The sequence below is a fragment of the Streptomyces sp. CA-111067 genome, assembly GCF_050956065.1.
GTDB lineage: Bacteria > Actinomycetota > Actinomycetes > Streptomycetales > Streptomycetaceae > Actinacidiphila.
Window position 1 is genome coordinate 101,413 of sequence record NZ_CP192103.1, and the last position, 20,966, is coordinate 122,378.

General features: G+C 72.8%; 17 protein-coding genes and 2 pseudogenes. 8 read left to right on the forward strand and 11 right to left on the reverse strand.

What is annotated here, in order from left to right:
* Positions 1-68 precede the first annotated feature (68 nt).
* A complete protein-coding gene (locus ACQPW6_RS00480; protein WP_433887471.1) occupies positions 69-617 on the reverse strand; it encodes a GNAT family N-acetyltransferase in 549 nt (182 codons plus the stop codon).
* 432 nt (positions 618-1,049) lie between these two features.
* Here ACQPW6_RS00480 and ACQPW6_RS00485 point away from each other — a divergent pair.
* Positions 1,050-1,193: pseudogene (locus tag ACQPW6_RS00485) on the forward strand (IS5/IS1182 family transposase); the annotation flags it as partial.
* Between the two features lie 703 nt (positions 1,194-1,896).
* On the opposite strand, the gene ACQPW6_RS00490 reads toward ACQPW6_RS00485, so the two are convergent.
* Positions 1,897-2,355: a MarR family winged helix-turn-helix transcriptional regulator gene (locus tag ACQPW6_RS00490; RefSeq protein ID WP_433887472.1), complete on the reverse strand. Its 459-nt coding sequence runs from the start codon at positions 2,353-2,355 to the stop codon at positions 1,897-1,899.
* A 77-nt stretch (positions 2,356-2,432) separates the two neighbouring features.
* On the opposite strand from ACQPW6_RS00490, the gene ACQPW6_RS00495 reads away from it, so the two are divergent.
* The gene (locus ACQPW6_RS00495; RefSeq protein WP_433887473.1) at positions 2,433-2,801 is read left to right on the forward strand and encodes a VOC family protein; all 369 of its coding nucleotides are present in this window, start codon (positions 2,433-2,435) and stop codon (positions 2,799-2,801) included.
* 42 nt (positions 2,802-2,843) lie between these two features.
* On the opposite strand, the gene ACQPW6_RS00500 is transcribed toward ACQPW6_RS00495, so the two are convergent.
* Both ACQPW6_RS00500 and ACQPW6_RS00505 read right to left on the reverse strand, forming a co-directional pair.
* Positions 2,844-3,140, reverse strand: coding sequence for a hypothetical protein (locus ACQPW6_RS00500; protein ID WP_433887474.1), 297 nt, complete (start codon positions 3,138-3,140; stop codon positions 2,844-2,846).
* A 217-nt stretch (positions 3,141-3,357) separates the two neighbouring features.
* Positions 3,358-4,335 carry a hypothetical protein gene (locus ACQPW6_RS00505; protein WP_433887475.1) on the reverse strand — a complete coding sequence of 326 codons (978 nt, stop codon included), beginning with the start codon at positions 4,333-4,335 and terminating at the stop codon, positions 3,358-3,360.
* A gap of 676 nt (positions 4,336-5,011) precedes the next feature.
* Here ACQPW6_RS00505 and ACQPW6_RS00510 point away from each other — a divergent pair.
* Positions 5,012-5,668, forward strand: a complete 657-nt coding sequence (locus ACQPW6_RS00510) for a hypothetical protein (protein WP_433887476.1) — start codon at positions 5,012-5,014, stop codon at positions 5,666-5,668.
* A gap of 137 nt (positions 5,669-5,805) precedes the next feature.
* Here ACQPW6_RS00510 and tpg read toward each other — a convergent pair whose 3' ends face one another.
* The 4 genes from tpg to ACQPW6_RS00530 all read right to left on the reverse strand — a co-directional run bounded on the left by tpg (position 5,806) and on the right by ACQPW6_RS00530 (position 9,517).
* Complete coding sequence (tpg, locus tag ACQPW6_RS00515; RefSeq protein WP_433887477.1) at positions 5,806-6,363, reverse strand: telomere-protecting terminal protein Tpg; 558 nt, start codon at positions 6,361-6,363, stop codon at positions 5,806-5,808.
* 3 nt (positions 6,364-6,366) lie between these two features.
* On the reverse strand, positions 6,367-8,616 hold the full coding sequence (gene tap / locus ACQPW6_RS00520) for a telomere-associated protein Tap (protein ID WP_433887478.1): 2,250 nt from the start codon (positions 8,614-8,616) through the stop codon (positions 6,367-6,369).
* 16 nt (positions 8,617-8,632) lie between these two features.
* Entirely contained in the window at positions 8,633-9,019 is a 387-nt protein-coding gene (locus tag ACQPW6_RS00525) for a hypothetical protein (RefSeq protein ID WP_433887479.1), read from the reverse strand.
* A 102-nt stretch (positions 9,020-9,121) separates the two neighbouring features.
* Positions 9,122-9,517, reverse strand: coding sequence for a GNAT family N-acetyltransferase (locus tag ACQPW6_RS00530; RefSeq protein WP_433887480.1), 396 nt, complete (start codon positions 9,515-9,517; stop codon positions 9,122-9,124).
* A gap of 139 nt (positions 9,518-9,656) precedes the next feature.
* On the opposite strand from ACQPW6_RS00530, the gene ACQPW6_RS00535 reads away from it, so the two are divergent.
* The 3 genes from ACQPW6_RS00535 to ACQPW6_RS00545 all read left to right on the forward strand — a co-directional run bounded on the left by ACQPW6_RS00535 (position 9,657) and on the right by ACQPW6_RS00545 (position 11,045).
* Positions 9,657-9,953: a hypothetical protein gene (locus tag ACQPW6_RS00535; protein ID WP_433887481.1), complete on the forward strand. Its 297-nt coding sequence runs from the start codon at positions 9,657-9,659 to the stop codon at positions 9,951-9,953.
* 138 nt (positions 9,954-10,091) lie between these two features.
* Positions 10,092-10,355, forward strand: coding sequence for a hypothetical protein (locus ACQPW6_RS00540; RefSeq protein WP_433887482.1), 264 nt, complete (start codon positions 10,092-10,094; stop codon positions 10,353-10,355).
* A 24-nt stretch (positions 10,356-10,379) separates the two neighbouring features.
* The gene (locus ACQPW6_RS00545; protein WP_433887483.1) at positions 10,380-11,045 is read left to right on the forward strand and encodes an MOSC domain-containing protein; all 666 of its coding nucleotides are present in this window, start codon (positions 10,380-10,382) and stop codon (positions 11,043-11,045) included.
* Between the two features lie 38 nt (positions 11,046-11,083).
* On the opposite strand, the gene ACQPW6_RS00550 is transcribed toward ACQPW6_RS00545, so the two are convergent.
* From ACQPW6_RS00550 to ACQPW6_RS00560, 3 genes are all read right to left on the reverse strand, one after another.
* Positions 11,084-12,811: an ABC transporter ATP-binding protein gene (locus ACQPW6_RS00550; protein WP_433887484.1), complete on the reverse strand. Its 1,728-nt coding sequence runs from the start codon at positions 12,809-12,811 to the stop codon at positions 11,084-11,086.
* Positions 12,808-14,610 carry an ABC transporter ATP-binding protein gene (locus ACQPW6_RS00555; RefSeq protein WP_433887485.1) on the reverse strand — a complete coding sequence of 601 codons (1,803 nt, stop codon included), beginning with the start codon at positions 14,608-14,610 and terminating at the stop codon, positions 12,808-12,810. The genes ACQPW6_RS00550 and ACQPW6_RS00555 overlap by 4 nt, the downstream gene beginning before the upstream one ends.
* A 122-nt stretch (positions 14,611-14,732) precedes the next feature.
* A complete protein-coding gene (locus tag ACQPW6_RS00560) occupies positions 14,733-16,361 on the reverse strand; it encodes a (2,3-dihydroxybenzoyl)adenylate synthase (RefSeq protein WP_433887486.1) in 1,629 nt (542 codons plus the stop codon).
* 173 nt (positions 16,362-16,534) lie between these two features.
* On the opposite strand from ACQPW6_RS00560, the pseudogene ACQPW6_RS00565 reads away from it, so the two are divergent.
* Both ACQPW6_RS00565 and ACQPW6_RS00570 read left to right on the forward strand, forming a co-directional pair.
* Positions 16,535-16,744: pseudogene (locus ACQPW6_RS00565) on the forward strand (MbtH family protein); the annotation flags it as partial.
* A 137-nt stretch (positions 16,745-16,881) separates the two neighbouring features.
* Positions 16,882-20,886, forward strand: coding sequence for an amino acid adenylation domain-containing protein (locus ACQPW6_RS00570; protein ID WP_433887487.1), 4,005 nt, complete (start codon positions 16,882-16,884; stop codon positions 20,884-20,886).
* Positions 20,887-20,966 lie beyond the last annotated feature (80 nt).

Genomic DNA, 20,966 nt, shown 5'->3' on the forward strand with positions numbered 1-20,966 from the left:
CAATAAGCTCAGTGAGTCAACCCATCGGGGTGGGTCGATATCCACGGGTCGAGGCTGACGCCGAAGTTCTAGGATCCTGTGGTTTCGGGGCGATGTTCGGAGCGGAGCAGGCCGTAGACCAGCACATCGACATACCTGCCGTGCTGGAAGGACCGGCCGCGCATGACGCCTTCTCGGCGGAATCCCAAGCGTTCGAGAGCCTTCTGTTCAGCGAGGTTGCCGCCATTGGTGAGGGCTTCGATGCGGTTCGCCGTCGTGTGGTCCCACAGGTAGTCCACAAGGAGTTTCTGCGCGGCCGTCCCTACGCCCTTTCCGCGATGCTCGGGGACCACCCCCACGCCGATCTCGTGTGTGACGCCCGACGGAAAGCCGCGGGGCCGCCAGGTGGCGATGCCGACGACCGTGCCATCAGTACCCACGATTGCGACTGCCGCGGAGTCGGCGGAAATATACCCATCGGTCTCCCACCGCTTACGGCGTGCCCGTGGATCAGCGAATCCGGGCCATTCGAACTCTCCGAGCGCGTCGGGATCCGTACACAGGCGATCGAGGAACGGGAGGTCGCGTTCCATGAACGCCCGTAGCTGCACTCTGTCCGTGTGATCGTCTGGAGTCATGGGCCTCAGTCTCGCCCTCGAGGGATCCGCCTGTCAGCCCATGCAGCGCAGCAGAGGAGCAGATGAGCAGCAACTTGGTGACATGCATCAGGGTCTGGGGAGCGCCATCGCACTCGGCTCGAAGCTGCATTGCAGCTATCCCGTAGTCACAGAGTTGGATGATCCCTCCGGCTCCCATCTCACGTGGGCACACGAGGAGCGTCGATGCCCTCGGCGTACTCACCGAGATGGGCGCCCCCACCGATGTCCTGGATGACATCAGACAGCGTCGATACGGTGCGCCCTCCCCTGCTGCAGAGCAGTGGATCACCCACCGGGCGCCCGTGCCGGTGAAGGAGGTGTTCGACGTCTCAACTCATCAGCGCAGGCGCCTCGTCGGTCTCCTGTCCTGCCGCACTCGACCTGCCTCATGCGCTGGTCGAGCGGGTCACCATGCTCGCAGTCACCCGCGAGGGTGGCCGCCACTGCATGCTCCCGCCGCACCAACGCGCGCTTCTCGGTCTGGTGTACCTGAGCGAGCACGAACCGGAGTACGTACTGCTCGACGAGACCCTCGCCGAGGGCGACCGTGTGGGCGCCGGCCCTTGGGCGACCACCGGCGGCTGCCGAAGTCCTGGCGAATCTTCCGAAGATCCCAGATCAGCGCCGACCACATGACGTCAACCCATAGCCGCGGCGTCGGACAACGCCATCGCCGTCAACTGGGTTGTGGGCTCGGGCCGAGCCGCTGCTGCCGGTGCGGGAGCGGCGGCTTCATCAAGCCGATCTGCTGTCCCGTACGACCATGGGCGAGCTCGTCCCTGGGGCCGGCGGGATCGTTCCCCGGACCGATTCCCCGCAGCGCACACCCGCGGTGGACCCCCGGTACGGGGCGCCGGTCCCCCGCCCGTCCGTCCAATCGCGCGTCTCGCCAACAGGCCGCCCACGGCGTGGAATGTGGGTGAACTGACAGTGCGACAGTGCGACAGCGAGCCGAGAGCGGGCGGAGGGCCGGGGGTGCGACCTTGGCGTGCACCATTGCCGCGCTGTTCCTGCCGCCGCTGCGTGCGGACCTGGAATCGGCCGCCCCAGGCGCGGGGAGCCGCTGATGCGCGGGGCTGGCGGCGAGGGGCCGCGGCCGGTTCCGCCGTACTGCCCGCCGCCCGGCCGGCTGACGGACCCGGCCGTGGTCCCGGTGCCGTCCGCCCGGCAGCGCCTGTGGCTCGTGAGCCGGCTGGAGGGCCCGAGCCCGACCTACGACCTCGCCCTCGTCCTGTCCGGCGCCCTGGACGCGGACGGGTCAGGCACCGGCGTCGGCATCGCGCAGGGAACGGATCATGCTTCGCAGGATCCCGAACGCGGCCGACTGCTCGGGCCCGGTCAGCCCGGCCACCATTCTGAGCTCGACGGAGCGGACCGCCACGGTGGCCTTCTCCAGGCTCCGCCGGCCGCTGGGCGTGAGCCGTGCGGGCAGAACCTTGCCGACCGGCGCCGCCGCGGGCCTGGTCACGTAGCCGTCCCGTTCCAGGGCCTGGAGCAGTACGTTCATCGACTGCCGGGTGACGAACGCGCCGCGCGCGAGCTCGGAGTTCGACAGGCCCGGGCGCTGGGCCAGCAGTTCGAGGCAGGAGTAGTGCGTCACGGTCATTCCGAGCGGGCGCAGCACCTCCTCCATGGCGGAGCGCAGGGCGCTCGAAGCTTCTTTCAGCAGGTAGCCCAGTGATTTGTCCAGGTCGATGCCCGCGCCGCTTTGACTCATGTCAGTAGTCTGACATACATTGGGATGTGTCAGGAAGCTGACACGAAGAGAACGGCACGAAGACAAGGAGCATCACCATGCCCGCGACCGGCCCCGACTTCATCTCGCTCCAGGCGCGCGACCTCGACGCCTCGCAGGCGTTCTACGAGCACTACCTCGGCCTCGTCCGCTCCCCGGCCGGACCCCCGCACGCCGTCGTCTTCGACACGAAGCCGATCACGTTCGCACTCCGCGACATCGTCCCCGGCACCGATCTCGCATCCGCCGCCCAGCCCGGCATCGGTGCCGCGATCTGGCTGCACGCCACCGACGTCCAGGCCATCCACGACGCCCTCGCCGCCGACGGCCACACCATCGTCACCGCACCGATCGACGGCCCCTTCGGCCGGACCTTCACCTTCGCCGACCCCGACGGCTACCACGTCACCCTGCACGACCGGACCTGAGCTCACGCACGGAGCCGGTGGCCGCGCTCCAACACCAAGTCGTCAGCGTTCACGCATTCTGGACCACCACCAGCACATCGTTGCCCACGCGATGTAGTTGGGCTCCGGCAAGGTGCGGCGCTCGAATTCCTCATCGATGCGCGTGATCAGCCGGCCCAAGTCCCGTTTGGCTCCGGGCGGAAGGTGCACCATCGCCCGCTCCAGGTCATCACGGGCATCCGCCACTCCCGGAGAGTCAAACGCGGAGGCGTCCAGATAACGTCCGGGCTGCTCAAACGCCCGCTCGAAACACGCAAGTGCCCTGGCCACCGCGTCGGGCCGCATCTCCTGGTCCTCCACCCGGCGGATCGCCGCCCGAGTCCGCGCGGAGACACCGGGGAGCCTCAGAACCGGATACCGCCACCGTGGCCGCCACCGCTCTGAACGGACGGCCTTGGGACGCCTACGCGGCATCTCCCTTTCGGATCAACATCAGGCCATCCTGCCACGGCTCGGCACCTGCATGAACTGGCTGTGCTGCGACAAGGAGCCCCGGATCCGGGCTGGTGATCACCCATCAACCTTCCGGGCGCGACGATGCGGAGTGCAGCGGAGTGTGCGGCCGGCGGACGGGGGCGCCGTCGGGACCGTTGGTGAGCCAGGAGCCGTCGCCCAGGGGCACCAGTTCGTACGGGTTGGTCGCCTCGACGGTGATCTCGCCGCTGAGCGTGCCGGTGCGCACGTCGATCAGGTGGTGGCGGAACCACTCCTCCTCGTCCTGGCTCTCACCGCCCAGTGTGACGACGGCCAGGTCAGGGGTCAGGTAGCCGCCGCACCATTCCACGAACGTGTCCTCCGGGTCGTATCCGAAGGCTTCCACCGGCAGAGTGAAGATCACCTCCCCGCCGGGGTGGCGGTGGAAGGCGACATCCGCCTGCGCGTGGTCGACGGTCATGGACTGCCGGCCGTCAGGCGCCAGGTCAATCAGGCAGCGGTCACGCCACGGGTACGTCACGAACTCCGCCTCGCCGTCGTCCCGGGCCGTGCCTCTGAGGATGACTGAGCCGTCCTGGCCCTCACCGATGTCGAGGTAGATGCTGCCGTCCACCGGGTGCACGTGGTGGCCGGCACCGTGCCCGACCGTCTCCAGTTCCCGGCGGGCAACGACCGCCCCGCTGTCGGCGTCGTGCACGACCCACTGATCTCCGCCCCTGCGTCCCGCCATTGCGTCAGGCCGGTAGACCCACACGGTCCGGCCGTCCAGTGACAGTGCACAGCCAGGCCAGTGACCATGGGGCCGGTCCGAGTGGGGCTCGAATTTCGATGTCCACACGAGTTCACCGGCGCGGGTGAGGCAGACGACGCTGTTCAGCGTCGTGTACACAACTCGCTCCAGGTCGGGCCAGACCGCCGACTCCGCAACCTCGTCGCCGGGCCGTGGCTGGAACACCGCGGCGGGCTCCAGTGCCCCGAACACGCCGGAGTCCATCGCGTAGGCATGGATCTGCCCGTCGCGGTGACGTGTGATCACCTTCGGAGGCCGCACAGGAATCATCTGCCGAGGCTAACGCCCGGCTCAGGCCGACCGGCAGCGCGTATTGGTGGGCACACCGTCCTCCTAGTCGTCACCTGGGAGGCAGACTGCTTTTCACGGACGCCGTGAGAAGCGCGATACGGCGCCGGCCGGGCCCGCTGCCCCGCTGCGTAGGAAGCGGGGCAGCGGGCCCGGCCGCGATCCGGTGCTGTTCGTCGCCGCGGTCGACGCGATGATGACCGATCGCGGCATCGCGGCATAGTCGCGCCGATCCCTCGCTCGCGACCGTGTTCAGGTCGGCAGTTCTTGATGAACGCCGAACGCCTGCTCAACCCGCCGCACCAGCAGTGAAGCCGCAATTCGACCGGCGCGAGAGCGAGCCGCGGACATGAGCTTCGAGGCATTGGGGAGCGCAGAGGCCCACAGCCTCGCCTCGGTACAGGGCGACGAGCCGCATTCGAGTTGGCGAACAGGCTAGCCCTCGTTGAGGCTGACCTGGACGGTTTCGTCGATCAATGAGGACGGTGCGCCGAAAGGGTTTTTCATCGGGTCGAATGCCGACGATGATCACCTCATGACGATCAGAAAGGGCCATGCCCTCTAGGCGCCCCGCCCGCTCTCCACCGCTCGCGCGCCGCCGACCGCCGCTCACCGCAGCGACCGATAGCCGTGACCGCCCACCAAGGAGAGCCCGCCCGTGCAGAAGACTGCCCTCATTCCCTACGCCGACCTCCCCCGAGCGCACCACAACCGCCACGTCCTGACCAGTACCATCGACGTCTTCGGCGCTGCCCACTGGCTGCTTGCCGAACGCGCTCCGCAGCCCGGCGGCGGTGTCCTGCCCTTCGACGCGCTGGTCGTCTCGGTCCATCCGGGCGGCAACGTCGAACTCACCGAGCTGAGCGCCGTGCGAGCCCGCTGGCCGCACCTGGACCGCCTGCCGGACGGTGGGTTCGTCGTCGCCGCGTCGCGCGCCCGCCGGTACGAGGACGCGAAACAGGTCCAGGTCTTCGACGTGCTCGGGTGCGAGACCTCGTCCTTCTCTGTCGGGGACGCCATCGAGCACCTGCTGGTCGACGAGGCCGGCCATATCTGGGTTGGGCACTTCGACGAGAACCCGGGCGTGGCCGTCCACGGCGAACGAGTCGCCTTCTACGGCGGCTACCGCGAGGAGCGGGACCGACTCGCTCACGGAGAGCTCACCGAAACATATGTCGAGCCGACGAACGTCGACTTGCTCACCCTGCCCAATGGTCCTGCTCCCGGCCGCCGGCGCGCCGTCAGCCGAGGAAGCAGGATCTACGTCCAGGCCGAGCCATTCACCGCGTGGGGTGTGTTCGATCTCAGCAGCTGATACCCAGGGGCCGAATTCGTGCATCGGTGTTGTCCATCCGGACATGTACCCCGCTTGGTCACACCCGCCCGCTCAACTCGCCAATTCAAGCGCCCAGTCACCGCGACCGGGCCTGACGGGCCGGGGATCGGGCGGGGTCAGAACTCCAGCTCGATGTAGTCGATGTCGGTGAACTCGACTTCCAGGTCGGCCGCGCGGCGGCCGCGGTCTTTGAAGTAGATCTCCTGGAGGCCTTCGGCGGCGATGCGTTGGAGGTGCTGTTCGGTGGCGCCGGCTGCCTGGGCGTCGAAGAGGCGGCTCGCGTAGGCGGGTGGGAGGTGCTGGGTGATGCGGCGCATTCGGCCGTCGTCCGTTGAACCGGGGGCGGCGGTGAAGCCGAATCTCGCTCTCGTCTCGATCACGATGCCGGTGGCCGTGGCCGCCTGCTTCCTTGCCCGCTGCTGCACGCGCGGCTGCCATGCCTTGCGGACCTCGCGTTCCAGGCGGGCCGCCAGGTCCTTGCGGGGGCGGCGGAACGTGCCCTTCAGGTAGCGCTCCACCGTCCGCTGCGAGACGCCCAACCGGGCCGCGACCGCGCGGGTGGAGCCCTTCTCCGTCTTCAGCAGGAAACGCATCTGCGCGCCCGCCGACTTCGGGATGGGGCGGGTCGCGGTGTTCGCGACCGCGCGGCTGATGGCGTCGTCGATCTCGCCCACGGTCTACTCCCCGCTGTCTTCGTCGGCGTCGCCCTTGATGTGCCGGGCCGGGTTGTGCTGCTGCTCCAGCAGCTCCACCGCCCAGAACAGCTCCCTGGTGCCCTCGTGCTTGACCATGCCCGGCGACACCCCGAGCCGGAACGTGCCCGGTGCCGGCTTGCCCGCCGCGTCGTACGGCAGGACGTCCAGCGGCGTCGGTCCCTCCGACGGGTAGACCACGCAGTCCGACAGCACCGCGACCGGCAGCAGCGCGTCAGGGCCGAACGCCACCGAACCCGACGGCGCCGGCGCGCCGCCGGTGGCCAGCGCGGTCTTCACCAGCTTGCGGTGCATGTTCACCCGGGCCGCCGAGATGACGGCCGCCCGGATGTCCGGGCGCCACGTCGGCCGCTCCAGCGCCGGCCACCGCTCCCCCGGCCGGTACCTGGCGCCCTGCGGGCGCTCCCGCAGCTTGCCGATGCCGCCCTTGACCGTCGACTTGATCGCCGACAGCACCATCGCCGTGCCCGGATCGGCCTGCTTGTGCTCCGACATCGCGTCCAGGAACGCTTGCGGGGACAGGTCGGCGGTCACCTCGAGGTCGGACATCGTCGCCTTGTACGCCTCCGCCAGGTGCTTGTACCAGGGATCCAGGTACGGCCCGGCCTCGCGCCGCAGGAAAGCCTCGACCGGGGCGATGGTCACCGGCAGCCCGAACTGGTCGACCAGCTCATGCGCGTACGCCACTGTCGGCGTCGCGTACCAGGCCGGGCCCTCCGGGCGGCGGCCGTGCGGCGTGAATGGCGACGGCAACCGCGGATCGATCTCGATGCCCGACAGGTCCACCAGCCACGAGCCCGGCACCGCCTTGTCGAACCGCGGCGACACCACGTGCTCCGGCCCGGACAGGCCCACCACCAGCCTGTTCGCGGCGGCGAGGAACGCGGTGTTCACATCCACGCCGACCGCGAACGGGCGCGCGCACTCCGCGTCGGTGAGCAGGTCGGTCTCGCGGATCCAGTCGAACGCCTCCTCGTCGAGCACTTCGGCCGGGGTCCGCTCGTGCGTGCGCGGGAACAGCGCTGCCACGACGGGATGTTCGTCCGGTGCCTCGGGCGGGGCCGGCTCCACCGCCGCGGTCAGCGAACCCGGCACCGGTCCTGACACCCAGTTGCCCGTCGCGTCGTCCCGCACCGCACGCGTCGGCGGCCGAAGGGCGGTCATCAGCTCCAGGCCGGCCACCGCGGTCGAGCCGCGCGGGGTCAGCACCCGGCCGGCGTACGCCGTCAGGACGCGGGCAAGCTCTGCCGGCGGCAACTCGTCCGCGCCGCCCCAGGCGCGGGTGTCCAGCGCGCCCCACGGCAGCACGGCAAGCTGTACGCACTGCCGCTCGCTGCCCTTGGCCGGCCGGTACACCCGCGCCCACGGACCGAAGCCGCGCCTCGTGAGCTGCCACTTCGCCTTGGCGATCTGCTTGACGACCTTGTGGTCCTCCGGCAGCCGCATCGACCGGCGGTCCTCCAGCCGCTCCGGCAGCCCCAACCGCACGGCGGCCTCGGCGGTGAGCACGATCAGCGGATCGAAGTCCTTTCCGGACCGGTGCAGCCGCTGCCGGCCGAGCTGGGCCTCGGCCAGCGTCCACTCCACCAGCTGCGGCACCGTGGCGGCAGGGCACTCCAGCACCAGGCCGCCCGCGCCGTACAAAGACCCGTCGCCGTCGAGTACGGCGAGCGGGCCGTGCGCGAACCGCGGATCCGCCTCGGCCTGGGCGACCGGGGCGGGGGCCGGCCTGGTCGACGCGCCATGGGCGGGCTTCGCGGGCGGCCTACGCGACGCTGACGAGGTCCCGGCCGCGCGCGCTGTTGTCGGCTCGGGCGCGGGCGGTACGGATGTCTGCTGCGGACCCGGTGCCGACGCGGCCGACACGCCGTCCGGCCGCAGGGGTTCGGCCGCCGGCTCCACGGGCGCCGGCTGCCCCTCCGGTGCCGCCGGCGCGCCCTCAGCCGGACCCGCCGGACCGGCGAAACGCCCGGCCAGCCCCTCCAGCAACCGCCTGTAAGGCTCAAGCTTCTCCGGCTTCGGCTGACCGGTGCCGTCCTCCCACGCCCGGAGCGTGGCGGGCCGCACCTTCAGGGCCCTGGCGACCTCCTCCACCGGCAGGCCCGCGGCGGTACGAAGCCGTACCCGCTCCGCGGGCGGCGGCAGCGTCTCCAGACCTTCGGCGTGGGCAAGGAGGGCGTCAACGGCTGCGAACAGCCCGGGCTGGTCCGTCATGACGAAAGCCCCCCGCCTACCGGACGCCCTGGCGGATCTCTTCCAGGCGCGTCACCAGGCGCTGGTACCGCTGGGAAGCGGCCTGGGACGACCGCAGCCCCTGGCAGGCGGCGATCTGCCTCCAGTCCATGCCGCGGCGCCTGGCCTCGATGACCACCTGGGTCTCCAACATGTCCAACTCCGTGCGCATGCCTTCGAACAGGCCGAGCACCGCGCCCACGTCCTCGACCGCCACGTCCGGCGCCGCGCCGCCGCTTCGCTGGTGGTCGGCCGCGGCCGTCACCAGGTCGCCGACCAGCGCGGCGTCCCGGGCCAGCCGGTCCGCCGGGGCCACCTCGGCGGTGGCGCCGTCCGCGCTCGCGGGCAGCCGCGGGCGGGTGTTGTTCCGGGAGGTGTCAGCCACGGCGCCACCCTATACAAACGAAACAACCAAACAACATGTTGTTGGCCCGCCGGGGTGTCCCGGCGTGTCACACGCCTGCCCTGGGAGAGCCCCGGCCAACGGTCACAGGGCGATCAGACCCGCCGCCGTCTGCCTGAAGCCGCAGGCGTCGAAGTAGAACGATCGCAGGTGCTCCTCGAAGTCGACGTGCAGCCATTCGCACCCCGCGGCGCGGCACCCCTCAGCGGCCGCGCCGACCAGCGCGGCACCCACCCCGTTCGAGCGGTTGCGCCGCGCCACGACCGTGTCGAGGAGGAACGCGTGGACGCCGCCGTCCCAGGCGACGTTCACGAATCCGAGCAAACGGTCGTCCTGCCAGGCGCAGACCCAGCCCAGGCTGTGACGCTGAAGCCTGGCGCGCCAATCCGTCTGCCCGACCGGGTGATCGAACCCCTCGGCGTGCAGCTCGTTGAGCGCCTCATTGGATACGTCGCCCCGCCACTCGTACGTGATCGCCATGATCCGAACCTACCGAGCTGCACCATGACGGGGCCGCACGTCACTCCGTTGCCTCTCCCCGGCTGCGGGCTGCCCCGGCCGCGCCCAGGCTGGGCGGCGGCACACATGTGCCGGCTCGCTGATGAGAGGCGGAACGACCATGAGGGTGCTGCTGACGGTCCAGATGGACACCGAGAAGGCGACCAAGGCGATCGCGGACCAGACGCTGCCCGACACCCTCAAGTCGGTGTTCGACCGGATCAAGCCCGAGGCCGCCTACTTCGGGACCATGGAGGGGTTGCGCACCGCGTATGTCGTCTTCGACCTCAAGGACGCCTCCGACATTCCGAGCTTCGCCGAACCGCTCTTCCAGAAAGTCGGCGCCAAGGTGAACCTGATGCCCGTGATGAATTTCGAGGACGTCCAAACCGGCCTGCGGAACGCCGCCTCGCACTGAACCGTACCTGGCGGGTCCCGGCGCCGACGGTCGGCGACCTGCCCGCCGGCCTCGGCATCGGCACACCGTGGACGCGGTAGCGGGCGCCGTTCTCGCGGGCCCGGGAACCGCCGTGCGGGCGGCGGGCGTTGGGCGGGTATGCGGTCCAACCGGCACAGCCCCCTGACCTACGCGGCCGTCATCGCGGCCTCCCCGGTCCTTCTGATCGCCGGCGACCCGCTGGCGCAAGCCGCTCTGCGCCGTATGCGGAAGAAGGCGACCACGCGCACCGCCGACGGTGGATTCAGCACCGTGCGCCTCGGGCGTCCAGGAGCCTTCGATGCTCACGCGTTCTTCTTCAACCCGCTGGCGATAGCCCTCGCCGCGCCGAGCCGCTGGGTGGGCGACCGCCTGCGCCGATGAGGTCGGCGCGCTAGCGTTCGGCGGGTGGAGGTTCTGAGTGTGAACGTCGGTGCGGAGCGCGCGGTTGCCTACACGGGGGCGCCGTCCGGGGTCACCGGTATCGACAAGCGGCCGGTGGCGACGGCCGTGCGGGTGGCGGCCCCGGGCGTGGCGGGGGCCGGCGGCGTGGCCGGGGACGCCGTGTGTGATCTGCGCTTCCACGGTGGGGACGACCGGGCGGTCTACGCGTTCGCGCGCGAGGACCTCGACGGCTGGGAACGGGAGCTGGGCCGGCCGCTGGCCAACGGGGTGTTCGGCGAGAACCTCACCACCGCGGGCGTGGACCTCGCGGGTGCCCTGGTCGGGGAGCGGTGGCGGGTCGGGGAGACAGTCGTGCTCGAGGTGACCGGGGGCCGCATCCCGTGCCGTACGTTCGCCGGCTGGCTGGGCGAGACCGGCTGGGTGCGCCGCTTCACCCAGGCCGCGTCGCCCGGCGCGATGCTGCGGGTGATCGAACCGGGCGACATCCGCGCCGGCGACCGGGTCGCGTACGTGCGCAGGCCCGACCACGACGTCACCGTCTCGCGGCTGTTCCGGGCCGTCACCACGCAGCGGGAGCTGCTGCCCGGCGTGCTGGAAGCCGCCGAGTGGATGGAGCGCGAGCAGCTGGAGATCGCCCGGAGCTACTGCGCGAAGCACGACGTCCGCTGACGCGGCCCCATCCGGCTCGGGCGCGGGAAGCCCGCGGCCTAACGGTTCGTCAGCCGCCAGCCGCTGGACCGTTCCCGCGCGTGCCACAGCCGCGCGTAAGGGCCGTCCGCCGCCAGCAGCTCGGCGTGCCGGCCGTGCTCCACGACCCGTCCCCCGTCCAGTACGGCGATGTCGTCGGCGTCGGCGATCGTCGAGAGCCGGTGGGCGATGACCAGCAGGGTGCGCCCTTTGCCCAGTTCGGCGAGCGCCTCGTGGACCGCGGCCTCGTTCTCCACGTCGAGCGCCGAGGTCGCCTCGTCGAGGAGCACGATCGGGGTGTCCTTGAGCAGTGCCCGCGCGATGGCGATCCGCTGCCGCTCGCCGCCCGACAGGAGCCGGCCGCCCTCGCCGACCCGGCTGTGCCAGCCGTCGGGCAGCCGCCGCACGATCGTGTCGACGCGCGCCCGGCCGGCCGCGTCCCGGACCTCGGCCTCGGTGGCGTCGGGCCGGCCGACCCGGATGTTCTCCTCGATCGTGCCGTCGAGGAGGTGGACGTCCTGGAAGACCAGGGCGATGTGGGCGAGCAGTTCGGCGGTCGGCAGCTCGCGCACGTCGGCGCCGCCGACCCGGACGCTGCCGGCGTCGGCGTCGAAGAACCGCGCCACCAGCTTGGTCACGGTGGTCTTGCCGGCGCCCGAGGCGCCGACCAGTGCCGTGGTGCTGCCTGCCGGGACGGTCAGATCGAGGCCGTCGAGTACGGGGTGTTCGGGGTCGTAGCCGAAGCGCACGCCCCGCAGCTCGATCGAGGCGTCCTTCACCGCGCGCGGCGACTCCGGTTCTGGGAGGGGCGGCGTCGAGAGCAGCGCGTCGATCCGGCCGATCGCCGCCCGGACGGCGCGCAGCGAGCTCGCCGCGGCGGCCGTGTCGCCGATGGGGCGCAGGAAGTGGACGCCGACCACGAGGATCGCGATCATCCGGGCCGGGCCCACCTCGTCGTGGGTGACGAGCAGCACGCTGACGACCAGGACGGCGGTGAAGGCCAGCTGGATGGCGAGTTGGCCCAGGTGCAGTCCCGGCAGCGCGCTGACGACACCCCGGCGTGCCGCGCGGCGCTGCGTCTCCAGGGCCTCGGCCAGCATCCGCCGGCCGCCCTGTTCACGTCCGTTGGCGCGCAGCACCGGCTGCGCTCCGGCGAACTCCACCAGCCGCTCGCCGGCTTCGGCCGTCGCCGCGTCCTGCTCCGCCTCGGAGCGGTCGCCGAGCCGGCGGGCCAGGGCGAAGACGAGCAGGACGGGCGGCACGGTCACCAGCGCCGCCAGCCCGACCCGCCAGTCGGCGCAGAGCAGGAAGACGACGATGGTGGTGGGCACGAGGACCGCCCCCAGGAGCCGCTGCGCGAGGGACGGGGCGGCGGCCACGGTGCGCACCCCCGCGCCGAGCAGCCGCTCGACGGAGCCGGTGCGCGCCTGGTCGAACCAGCCGAGCGGCAGCGTGACGAGGTGGGCGCCGATGCGGTCGTACAGGGCGCGGCGCCACAGCGACGACAGGCGCAGCGCGCGCAGGCCCATCAGGTAGCCGGCGATCCAGCCGGCCACCACCGTGCCGCCCAGCGGTATCAGCCAGAGCGCGGCGGTCGAGGTGCGGTGCTCGATCAGGGCCGTCAGGAACGGCACCAGGAGTCCGAAGGCGGCGCCCTCGCTGACCGAGTAGACCGTCGTGGCGGCGAGGTAGCCGAACAGGGCGCGCCGGTGGCCGTTGCCGACGATCCGCAGCAGTTGGGTGATCACCGCGTGCCTCCGCCCTGCGCGGCCCACAGCCGCGCGTAGAGGCCGCCGGCCGCGAGGAGTTCGCCGTGCCGGCCGCGTTCGACGATCCGGCCCTCGTCGAGCACCAGGATCTGGTCGGCGGCGGCGATCGTGTGCAGCCGGTGCGCGATCACCAGCAGCGTCCGGCCGCCGGCGAGCCGGGCCAGCGCGTCCTGCACGGCGTTCTCCGACTCGGGGTCGGCGGACGAGGTGGCCTCGTCGAGTACCAGGATCGGCGTGTCGGCCATGAGGGTGCGCGCGATGCTGACGCGCTGCCCCTCGCCGCCGGACAGCCGGGCGTCCTCGCCGATCACCGTGTCGTAGCCGCGCGGCAGGGCGCTGATCCGCTCGTCGATCGACGCGTCGCGTGCGGCGGCGCGGATCCGCTCCAGCGGCGCGCCGGGATCGGGCAGCGCGATGTTGCCGCGTACCGAGTCGCGCAGCAGCGTGACGTCCTGGAACAGGAAGCCGACGTGCCGGTAGAGGTCGGTGCGGTCCAGGTCGCGGATGTCGACGCCGCCGAGGGTGATCGCTCCGTCGGTGGCGGCGAAGAACCGGGCGACGAGCAGCCCCAGGGTGCTCTTGCCCGCGCCGGACGGGCCGACCAGGGCCGTCACGGTGCCGGGTTCGAGCCGGGCGGAGATCTCGTGCAGCACCTGCCGGTCGGGGGTGTAGCCGAAGCCGACGCGGTGCAGTTCGAGCGGCAGCGCGGCGGTGCCTTCGGCGGGCGCCGGCAGGGATCGCGGTGCGGCCGGGGCGGGTTCGGCGGGCTCGCGCAGGAGGCCGGCCACGCCGGCCGCGGCGCGGTGGGCGCGGCGCCGCTGGTCGCGGGCCGAGTACAGCGGGGTGATCAGCTCGAACAGGCCGGGCGCGAGGAGGGCGTACGCCACGATGTCGAGGGGCGACGTCCAGCCCGCCTCGACGAAGGCGAGCCCGAGCCCCGCGACGAGCAGCAGGATCGTCGTCGGTGACACGCTGGCCCTGGTGAGGCTGCGCTGCCGGACGAAGATCCGCTGCTCCTCGTCCTCGGCGTCGGCGTGCGCGGCAGCGGCGGCGGTGAACCGGCGGGGCGGCGCGGAGCCGAACGCCTTGCTCACGGCGATGCCGCGGACGAGTTCGATGGCGGCGGCCGACAGTTCGGCGTTGGCCTGCGCCTTGCGACGGGCAGGCTCGGACGACCGGTTCGCCATCCGCATCCGGACGCTCTGCGCGGCGAGGATCGCGGCGAACACCGGGAGCGCGAGCTGCCAGTTCGTCCACAGCAGGTAGCCGCCGATGACCACGGGCCCGGTGACGGCCGCGGCTGTCTCGGGTCCGGCGTGTGCCACGGCGTGGTGCAGCGCGGACACGTCGTCCTGGACGGTGGTCTTCACCCGCGCCGAGACGCCGCCGCTGAACCAGCCGAGCGGCAGCACCATGAGGTGGTCGGCGAGCGAGCGGCGCAGCCTTCCGGCGAGTTCGGCGTCGGCGACGTGGCTGAGCAGGCCGGAGGCGACGTGCGCGAGGAGCCTGGCGGCCAGCAGCCCGACGGCGATCCAGGTCATCGTCCACACGCCGGAGCGGTTGCCCGCCAGGAGCCGGCGGCCGATCTCGACGACGGCGACAACGGGGGCCAGCGACAGGGCGGTTGCCGCGGCTTCGAGGGTGGCGGCCGCGGTGACCCGGCCGAGGACCGGGCGGCGCAGCACGCTGAGGTCGGCGGGTGCGGCGACCGGCTGGGGCGTGCGGCGCGGTCTCCACCGGGACGCCCGACGGGGCGGGGCTTGCGTCGGTCGGTCCATCGTCCTCGTCTGTCGTCGCCGGGGGCGGGCGGTGCGGGCCTGGGCTGCGCGGGTGCGGGCGGTGGTGCGTGTCTGGACGGTTGCGGGTCCCGGCCGTGGCGCCGGTCGGGATGCCAGGGGGCTCAGTCCGCGGGCGCGGCGTAGCGTGCCGCCAGCGCCTTCTTGTCGACCTTGCCGATGGCCGTGAGTGGCAGGGTGTCGAGGAGTTCGAGCCGGTCGGGGGTGAGCAGGGTGCCGGCGCCGCGCTCGCGCAGGAACCGCTTGAGGGCGCGCAGGGTCGGCGGGGCGCCGTCCGGTACGACGCAGACGCAGACGCGCTCGCCGAGGGCCTCGTCCGGCACGCCGATGACCGCGACCTGCCGCACTCCGGTGTGCGCGGCCACGTGCTCCTCCAGTTCCGCGGCCGCGATCTTCTCGCCGCCGCGGTTGATCTGGTCCTTGATCCGCCCGGTCACCGTCAGGTGCCCGTCCGGGCCGCGCCGCACCAGGTCGCCGGAGCGGAAGAACCCGTCCGGGGTGAACGAGGCGGCGTTGCGCTCCGGCTCACGGTAGTAGCCGTTGATCGTGTACGGGCCGCGGGTGAGCAGTTCGCCCTGCTCGCCCGGCCCGACGGGCAGGCCGGCGGCATCGACGACGCGGACCTCGTCGTCCGGGGACAGCGGGCGCCCCTGGGTGGTCAGCACCAGTTCCTCGGGATCGTCGAGCCGTGTGTAGTTCAGCAGGCCCTCGGCCATGCCGAAGACCTGCTGGAGCGCGCAGCCGAGCCCGGTGCGTATCCGGGCGGCGTGCTGGGGCGTCAGTACGGCGCCGCCGACCTGGAGCAGCCGCAGGCTGTCGAGCCGGTGCCGGCCGGTGGCGGCCTCGTCCAGCCAGAGCGGGACCATCGACGGCACGGTGGCGGTGACGGTGACGCCTTCCGCCGCGATCAGCGCGAGGCAGTCCTCGGGGCTCGGGGTGGGTGCCAGTACGGCGGTGCCGCCGACCGCGACGGTGCCGAGCAGGCCCGGGCAGGCGAGCGGGAAGTTGTGCGTGACGGGCAGCGCGGCGAGGTAGACGTCGGCGGCGGTCAGGCCGGTGACGGCGGCGCTGGCCCGCGCGTTGTAGTGGTAGTCGTCGTGGGTCCGCGGTATCAGCTTGGGACGGCCGGTGGTGCCGCCGGAGAGCAGGAGCAGCGCGACGCCGCCGGGGTCGGGTTCGTGCGGGGTGGCGGGTTCGTGCGGGGTGGCGGGGGCGGACAGAGCGAGGTCGGCGAGGGACACCGCGGAGCCGTCCCCGTCGTCCACCGTGATGAGGTGCCGGACGCCGGGGCGCCGTCGGCGCAGGTCTTCCGCCAGTTCGCGGTAGTCGAAGCCCGCCGTGCGTCCAGGGCTGACGTAGCCGGCCGCCTCCGACAGCTCGGCGAGCGCGTCGAGTTCGGCGATCCGGTGGCCGGGCGGTATGAGCACCGGGATCACTCCGGCCCTGAAGGCCGCGAAGCACAGCGGGACGAACTCGACGCGGTTGTCGAGCTGCACCAGCAGCCGGTCCCCGGGTTCCAGGCCGAGCTGGGTGAGCCCGCCGGCCAGCCGGTCGGCCCACGCGTCGAGCTCGGCGTAGTCGACGCGCCGGTCGCCGGCGACGAGCGCGGTGTGCCCGGGGCTGTCGGCCGCGCGTTCGCGCAGCAGCGTGCCCAGTGGACGGCCGAGCCAGTGGCCCGCGGAACGGTAGCGCCGCGCTCGGTCCGGTGGCCACGGCGTGAAGCCGTCCGTCATCCGACTCTCCCTCGACTGGTCATGCGTGGACGCCCCCGTGACGGCCGGTCAGAGCCGGATCCGCCGGGTCGTGGGCACCCTTGCCGTGGCCGCGAAAATAAGCTTAGCCTTACCTAACCGCTGCTGATGGTAACGCACCATCGGCTCCGTCGCCGAGTGAGGAGCCCACCGCGATGCCGGAGAACCCCTTCGACGATCCGGACGCCATGTTCGTCGTACTCGTCAACGAGGAGGGCCAGCACTCGCTGTGGCCGACGTTCACCGGCGTACCCGGTGGGTGGACGGTCAGTCACGGCCCAGACGTCCGGGAAGCCTGCCTCGACCATGTGCGGGCGAACTGGCGGGACATGCGGCCGCGCAGCCTCGCCGAGCGCATGGACGGCGAGGCCGCCGGGCGCATGGACGGCGAGGCCGCCGAGCGCATGGGCGGCGAGGGCGCCGGGCGCGTGGACGGCGGTGCCGCATCGCCCTCGGGCGACCAGCCGGGCCGGGAAGCGGCAGCCGGCACCGGGGCCGGCCGATGACGGCAACGAGCACGGGCACCGGAACCGTCTCGGGCGTCCTGCCGCTCTCCCCGCTCCAGGCCGGGCTGTTCTTCCACGCGTCGCACGACGTGGGCGACGTCTACCGCTACCAGCTCGCGCTGGACATCGAAGGACCGCTCGACACCGCGCTGCTGCGCCGGTGCGCCGACACCCTGCTCGTCCGGCACCAGGCGCTGCGCACCGCGTTCGTCGCCGAGGAGACCGACGAGGCCGTCGGCGTCGTGCTCGGCGGGCTGGCCATGCCGTGGCGGGAGCTGGACCTGTCGGCGCTGCCCGCCGCGGAGCAGCCCGAGGAACTGCGGCTGCACGCGGTCGCCGAGCGGGCGCTGCCCTTCGCCCTGGACCGGCCGCCGCTGCTGCGCGTGTCGCTGATCGGGCTCGGCGCGGGGCGCCACCGGCTGCTGCTGACCGCGCATCACCTCGTTCTCGACGGCTGGTCGGTGCCGGTGATGGTTCGCGACCTCTGCGCGCTCTACGCGGCCGGCGGCGCGGCCGAGGCGCTGCCCGCGGCCCGCCCGTTCCGCGACTACCTGGGCTGGCTGGCCGGGCAGGACGAGCAGGGCGGCCGCCGCGCGTGGCGTGACGCGCTCGCCGGGCTGGAGGACGCGTCCCTGCTGCTGCCCGGGACCGCCGTCGCCGACGCGCCGGCCGAACCGGGGCGGGTGCCCGTGCCGTGCCCGGACGAGCTGTCCCGGGGGCTGACCGAGCTGGCCCGCAGCCGGGGCGTCACCGTCAACACAGTGGTGCAGGTGCTGTGGGCGCTGCTGCTCAACACGCTCACCGGCCGGGACGACGTGGTCTTCGGCACGGTCGTCACCGGGCGGCCGCCCGAACTGGCCGGCGTCGGCGGGATGGTGGGGCTGTTCGCCAACACCGTGCCGGTACGGGTGCGGCTGCTGCCCGGCGAACCGCTCGACGTCCTGCTCAGCCGCGTCCACCGGGAGCAGGCCGTGCTGCTCGACGCGCCGCACGTCGGCCTCGGCGAGATCCAGCGCGACGCGGGGATCGCCCCGCTGTTCGACACGCTGGTCGCCTACGAGAGCTATCCCGCCGGTGCGGCCGCCGAACTCCTCGCCGGGACAGGGCTGACGGTCTCCCCCGGTACGGCCTGGGACGCCACGCATTACCCGCTCGTGCTCGTCGTCATACCCGGCGAGCGGCTGACGATCACCGTCAAATACCAGCCGCAGGCGCTGTCACGGGAGCGCGCCGAGGAGATCGCGGAGCGGCTGACGCACCTGGCGCGCGAGGTGGTCGCCGCTCCCGGCCGTCCGGTTGCCGCGCTCGACCCGCTGACCGCGGCAGAGCACGAGGCGCTGGACCGCGGGAACGACACGGACGCGCCCGTCTCCCCGGCCACCGTCGTCGATCTCATCGAGGCCGCCGCGGCCCGCGACCCCGAGGCGGTGGCGGTACGTTTCGCGGGGCGCTCGCTCACCTACGGCGAGCTGGACGCCCGGGCCGACCGGCTCGCGTGGCGACTGCGCGAGCTGGGTGTGGACGGTGAGCGGCGCGTCGGCGTGTGGCTCGACCGCTCCCCCGAACTCGTCGTGACGCTACTCGCGGTACTCAAGGCCGGTGGCGCCTTCGTGCCGCTGGAGACCGGCTGGCCGCGGGCGCGGGTGGACGCGATCCTGGCCGACGCCGAGGTCCGTGTCGTCCGCGCGCCGGCCGGCACCGACGTGCCGGACGGGGTGACGCTGGTTGCGGCGGAGCCGTCCGGGGCGCCCGACCGGGTGGGGCCGCCGCCGCGCCGGCTGGACGGAGACGGCGCCGCCTACGTCATCTACACCTCGGGTTCGACCGGGGCGCCCAAGGGAGCCGTCATCCGGCACCGGTCGATCGCCAACCGGCTGCTGTGGCAGGGCGGCCTGCTCGGCTACGGGCCGGGCGACGCGGCGCTGTTCAAGGCCCCGCTCGGCTTCGACATCTCGATCAACGAGATCCTGCTGCCGCTGGTCACCGGCGCGCGCCTGGTGATCGCCGGGCCCGGCGACGAACGGGACATCGAGGCGCTGCTGTCGCTGATGGCCGAGGAGCGGGTCAGCTTCTGCTACGTCGTGTCCTCGATGCTCGCGGCCATGCTGGAGCTGCCCGGCTTCGCGGCGGCGGCCGGTCCTGCGCTGCGCCATGTGTGGTGCGGCGGGGAGCCGTTGACGCCGGAGCTGTTCGCCCGGTTCCGCGCCGCGACCGGCGCCACGATGTACCACGGGTACGGGCCGGCCGAGACGACGGTCGGCGTCACGCACGAGATCCACCGGCCGGGCGCGGGCCGCGAGGGGCCGACCATCGGGCGGCCCAACCCCAACACCGTCGTCCACCTGCTCGACCCCTTCCTGCGGCCCGTGCCGCCCGGCGTCATCGGCGAGCTGTACGTCGGCGGGCTGCTGCTCGGCCGCGGCTACGTCGGCGATCCGGCGCGGACGGCGGAGCGGTTCGTCGCCGATCCGTTCGCCGCCGACGGCTCCCGGCTCTACCGCACCGGTGATCTCGCGGCGCGGCTGCCGGACGGGCGGCTGCGCTTCGCCGGACGGGCCGACAACCAGGTCAAGATCCGCGGTATGCGGGTCGCGCCGGAGGAGGTCGAGTCCGCGCTCGGCGAGCACCCGGCGGTCTGCCAGGCCGCGGTGGTCGCGCCGCGTGACGCGCGGGGGGACCGGCGGCTGGTCGCGTTCTGCGTGCCGCGCGATCCGGAGGCGGCGGGCGAGACGACGGGCGAAGCCACGGGCGAGAGGGTGGGCGAGGCGTCCACCGATACGGCCGGTGGGGGCGGCGCGCTGGCCGACGACCTGCGGGCGTGGGCGCGCACCCGCCTCGCCGAACACCTGGTGCCCGCCGGGATCGTGATCACCTCGCGGCTGCCGACGCTGCCGTCGGGAAAGGTGGACCGCCGGGCCCTGGCGGACGCGGTGCCCGCGCCGCGCGCCGCCGCGCAACAGCCCCGAACTCCCACGCAGGAGCGGCTGCTCGGGCTGTTCCGCGAAACCCTCGACCGTCCGGACGCCGGTGTGACGGACGACTTCTTCGTGCTAGGCGGCCACTCGCTGCTGGCCACCCGGCTGGTGGTGGCAACCCGCGCCGCCCTCGGCACGCCGCTGGCGGTGCGGGCGCTGTTCGACCACCCGACGGTCGCCGAACTCGCCGCCCACATCGACTCGGGCGACGCCGCCGAGCCGGCCAGGATCGCCGACGGCGTGCTGCTGCCACTGCGCGCGTCCGGCGCTCGGCCCGCGCTCTTCTGCGTACACCCGGTCACCGGCCTGGCCTGGCCCTATGCGGGCCTGCTGCGGCATGTGCAGGACCGTCCGGTCTACGGGCTCCAGGCCGAGAGCCTGGCCGGTGCCTCCGACCTGCCCGCCGATCTCGACGAGATGGCGGCCCGGTACGTCGCCGAGATCCGCGCCCGCCAGCCGTCCGGGCCCTACCACCTGCTCGGCTGGTCGCTCGGCGGCAGCGTCGCGCACCTGATGGCCTGCCAGTTGCTGGACGCCGGACAGGAGGTCGGCAGTCTGACGGTGCTCGACGCCATGCCGGCGCACCGGCTCGACGGGGTCGGCGCCGGTCGCGTTCCCGCGGAGAACCTGGCCAGGCTGCTGGCCGTCAACGGCTATCCGGTCGCCCCGGACCGCGAGATGACGGCACGCCAGGCGTCGGCGCTCGTCGCGGAGCGGGGCGGGCCGCTGGCCGGGTTCGAGGCCGGCGAACTGTGGTCGATCGCGTCGAGCTGGGACCACTCGGCGGGGCTGCGCCGCCTGGAGCCCGCGCCGGTCTACCGGGGCGACCTGCTGCTGATCGAGGCGACCCGGGAGGCCAGACCGCGCGAGCACGCGCCGGCCGCGGTCTGGCGCCCGCACATCGCGGGCCGGGTGCGGACCTGCCCGGTCGCCTCGACGCACTGGCAGCTGACCCGCCCCGAGCCGCTGGCGGTGATCGGCGCGGAGCTGCGCGTCGAACTGCGCCGTGCGGACGCGGGCCGCTGACCTGACAGAACCCGCCAGGCATCCGGTGGCGCGCGCCGCGCGCCGCCGGTGCCCGTGCGCCGCGAGAGGCGGACGGGACA